General features: G+C 33.1%; 4 protein-coding genes. All 4 read left to right on the forward strand.

Annotated features, from left to right (window positions below):
* Positions 1-204 precede the first annotated feature (204 nt).
* Complete coding sequence (locus tag AC3DU7_RS27760) at positions 205-552, forward strand: single-stranded DNA-binding protein (RefSeq protein ID WP_488042488.1); 348 nt, start codon at positions 205-207, stop codon at positions 550-552.
* Positions 553-1,242: 690 nt separating this feature from the next.
* Positions 1,243-2,550 (forward strand): TldD/PmbA family protein, encoded by a 1,308-nt coding sequence (locus tag AC3DU7_RS27765; RefSeq protein ID WP_488042489.1) that lies wholly within the window; start codon positions 1,243-1,245, stop codon positions 2,548-2,550.
* 2 nt (positions 2,551-2,552) lie between these two features.
* Entirely contained in the window at positions 2,553-3,299 is a 747-nt protein-coding gene (locus tag AC3DU7_RS27770) for a DUF3153 domain-containing protein (protein ID WP_488042490.1), read from the forward strand.
* Positions 3,300-3,459: 160 nt separating this feature from the next.
* Positions 3,460-3,834 carry a LapA family protein gene (locus tag AC3DU7_RS27775; RefSeq protein ID WP_488042491.1) on the forward strand — a complete coding sequence of 125 codons (375 nt, stop codon included), beginning with the start codon at positions 3,460-3,462 and terminating at the stop codon, positions 3,832-3,834.
* Positions 3,835-3,894: the final 60 nt, after the last annotated feature.

Below are 3,894 nucleotides of genomic sequence, written 5' to 3' on the forward strand. Positions count from 1 at the left end.
CCATATCTTTATTAAATAGATATCAAATGGGTTCTATACAAGAATTGATGTAAGCAAATTTAACTGTCCCTGATTTTATAGTGCTACATGATAAGGACAGAATCCGGAGAATGTGTTAGATTTGAGCAATGGTTGAATAATTAGTCTTCTTGAGATATTCTTGTGGGTAATCAGACTGGAATTTAATTATATATATAGTAGTGTATGAGTCTAAATGTGGTTACTTTGGTGGGCAGAGCAGGTGGAGACCCAGAAGTTAAATATTTTGAGTCTGGTAATGTGGTTTGTAATTTAACTTTGGCAGTAAATCGTCGTTCTAGTAAAACTGACCAACCAGACTGGTTCAATTTAGAAATTTGGGGTAGAACTGGAGAAATTGCTGCTGACTATGTTCGTAAAGGTAATTTGATTGGAGTAAAAGGTTCTCTCAAGTTTGATTACTGGCAAGACCGTAATACAGGGGCCAATCGCTCTAAACCAGTAATTAGGGTATACCAACTAGATTTATTAGGCTCTAAACGTGACGATGCACAAAGTTACGATGAATTTTAATTTGACAATTTTTTGAGTTAGGAGTCAAGAGCGGGGGAGTGGGGGAGCGGGGGAAAAGTAAATATCAGAATAATTAATAGTAAATAGGGCGCTAATTATCAAAAAATCCATCCTGTTTGTGTTAATTACTTAATAATTGAAGTGCTACTTAAGTTAAGCATTAATTTATGGTAATTGGTATTAGGAGTAGGGGATAGCTAAAAGACAAGTTGCTCCGCTTGATCAACCCCAATTCTACCTAATAATTAAGGTGAAAATTCTCTCTCTTAAAGGCTCTTAAAGGAGAAAAAAGCGGTCGAAGGATGGGGAAGTCTCGGAGCAATATCCAATCGACCAAGAGAAAAAAAATTTTTCCCTACCGCGTTAATCCTAATCCGTTTTCAAAGAGATGTAATTGTTAATTATTAATTATTAATTATTAATTAGGGCTTGCTGATTAAATATTAAAGCATTGACAGATAAAGATTTTAGCCTTTTTAGGTCTTGAAAAAGTGCCTGTTTTTCAGCTCTTTATGCTTAAAAAGTTAGGATTTTGAGCAGACAAGATTCTCACTCCCCCTTCGCGTCTGGTGAGTCCCCCCATCTCCGCGTCTCCGCGTCTCCGCGTCCCCGTGTCCTACCCCCACCAACCAATTTTTCAGCAAACCCTAATTATTTCCCCCTACTCCCTCTTTTGGAAGAGATGTCAATATGAGTGAATCTACTCTAGAGCAAATTCTTAAATTAGCTACTCAGAAGGCTGAAGCTGTAGAAGTTTACTATTTATCTACTCAGGAAACACCAATAAAGTTTGAAAATAATTGTTTAAAGTCTCTACAAACTAAGGCTCAACAAGGAGTAGCTCTTAGATTAATTTATCAAGGTAGATTAGGTTTTGCTAGTTCTACAGATTTGACGAGAATTGAGGATTTAGTTGAGGGAGCAATTCAAACAGCAAAAGTTAGCGATATTGCACAATTTCAATTTGCTTCTTCATACAATTTTAATTCCCCAAAATTAGAATTGAATTTACCTAATGTTAATGAATTAATTTTTTCTGGTGAAGAAATTATTGAAAGGATTCATGATTATAATCCCAATATTATAGTCAATATAGATTTTAAAATTCAGAATAAAAATATTAAAATTTTGACTAATACTGATGTTTTTGCTCAACGGTTTAATCAGTTAGTTAATGTTAATATTTCCGGTAACTTAGTTCGGAATGAAGACTTTCTCCAGATATCTACTTCAGATGTAATAAGCGATCTACCCTTAGATATCAATAAACTACTAGAAAAATTAATCCAAAAATATCAATGGGCAGAAAACTCAGCTAAGATTACTACTGGAAATTTTCCCGTATTTTTTACTCCCACAGCAGTAGGAAAGGCGATCGCTAGATTATTTAAAACTGTTTTATCTGGACAGGTTGTTGCACAAGAAACATCCCCTCTTGCTAATAAAGTAGGAGAAACTATGTTCGATCCTCGCTTTACTCTCTTTGAAGACCCAAATATAGGGCCTGATGCTTGTTCCTTTGATGATGAAGGTATCCCAACTATGGTTAAGACTTTTATAGAAGCAGGGACTTTGAAAAGTTTCTATTGGGACCAAAAATGGGCTGCTTGTGCTGGATGCAAGTCCACTGGTAATGGTTTCCGAGATGGACTATCTCAACCAACTCCTAGTTTAGTAAATTTGAGTATTAGTCCTGGGCAAGCTTCTCCAAGAGAATTGATTAGTAATATAAAAGAAGGTTTAATAGTGGACCGGGTATTAGGAGGGGGTAAATCTAATCAATTAGCCGGAGAATTTTCTGTCAATTTGGATTTAGGTTATAAGGTAGAAAAAGGTGAAATAACGGGTAGAGTTAAGAATACAATGGTGGCAGGTAATATTTTTGAAGCATTTCAAAATTTGGTAGATATAGGCAATTTTCCTGAATTAGTTGGTAATAGTTATTATTTACCATGTATTGTATTTCAAAATTTAGGTGTAGCAACAAGGGAGGTTTAGATATGAAAGTGTTTAAAGTTATTTTGATTGGTTTTTTGGCAGTTTTACTACTGAATGGATGCGTTCAATATGAAGTGGGAATAAATTTCGAGAGTCAAAATCATGGTGAAATTGTGCAACATATTAAATTAGCAGATGAGTTAAATAATTTTAGTGGAGAGATAGTTTCTGAATGGTTAAAAAGTATAGAGACTAGAATTGATAAATTACAAGGAAAAACACAAAAAATATCTTATCAAGAAATTTTAGTTACACTTCCTTTTAATAATGGTGCTGAATTAGAAGAAAAATTTAATCGTTTTTTTCAACCTATAGATGTACAAGAATCTGACAATTATTCTGCCGATATTACAGAAGATTTACCTAAGTTAGAATCTCAGATTGAAGTTAGTCAAAATAATTTGTTTTTAGCATTGCGGAATAAATTGAGCATTAATTTAGATTTGCAACTATCTACATCCGATAGTAAAGTTATAGTTAATCCAAGTGAGTTATTAGATTTAGAGTTTCAGTTAACTACGCCTTGGGGTTTTAGCAATATTCAAGCAACTGAAAATGATGCAATAACTTATCTAAGCGATAAACAAATTGTCTGGAAATTAAATCCAGGAGAATTAAACTCATTAGATGTAGTCTTTTGGATTCCTAGTCCCATAGGAATAGGTACAATCTTAATTGGTTTATTTGTTTATTTAGGTATAGCTTTAAAATATCGAGTACTGCCCTCTTTAGGAATTATTAAAAAATAGATTAATTAGTATTTATTTTTATACTATATAATGTTGCCTAAAATTTGAGGATTAAAAATTTAAGCTACTTAATCAAAATTGTCAAATATATTGTCAATCTATACTTTATCTGGTATAAGTTAAGTATCGGTAGTTATCAAAATAAATCAAAACAAAAATAATGAGACCGATTAATTTTTTGCTAATTTTTTTAGTTTGTTTAGCGTTGGTTATATTTAGTTTACAGAATACCCAATTAACAACAATTAAACTTATTCAAGGTATTGAATTTGAAGCCCCTTTATCTATAGAGCTTGTAATTGCTACAGGGTTAGGAGCTATTTTGGCATGGGTATTTAACTTGTGGTCAAGAGTGCAACGTACCATCACAACTTTCGGAGAAATGCGAGAAATTCGTAGCAGAAATAAACGCATTGAGGAATTAGAAAAAGATATGGAACGCTATCAAGAAGAACTGATCCAAAGAGCTAGTTTACCTGCAGCAGAAACTTTATCTGAAACAGGGAAATCTACTGAAGCAGAAGCTTCTAAATAAAAGCCTAATTAGTTAAGCTAGTATTCATTAATGGATAATGGATAATGGATAATGGATAAT

It is taken from the genome of Okeania sp. (genome assembly GCF_983059655.1).

What these genes read in the sequence shown, in the direction of transcription:
- AC3DU7_RS27760 (WP_488042488.1), top strand. Translation starts at nt 205, where the DNA reads ATGAGTCTAAATGTGGTTACTTTGGTGGGCAGAGCAGGTGGAGACCCA.
- AC3DU7_RS27765 (WP_488042489.1), top strand. Translation starts at nt 1,243, where the DNA reads ATGAGTGAATCTACTCTAGAGCAAATTCTTAAATTAGCTACTCAGAAG.
- AC3DU7_RS27770 (WP_488042490.1), top strand. Translation starts at nt 2,553, where the DNA reads ATGAAAGTGTTTAAAGTTATTTTGATTGGTTTTTTGGCAGTTTTACTA.
- AC3DU7_RS27775 (WP_488042491.1), top strand. Translation starts at nt 3,460, where the DNA reads ATGAGACCGATTAATTTTTTGCTAATTTTTTTAGTTTGTTTAGCGTTG.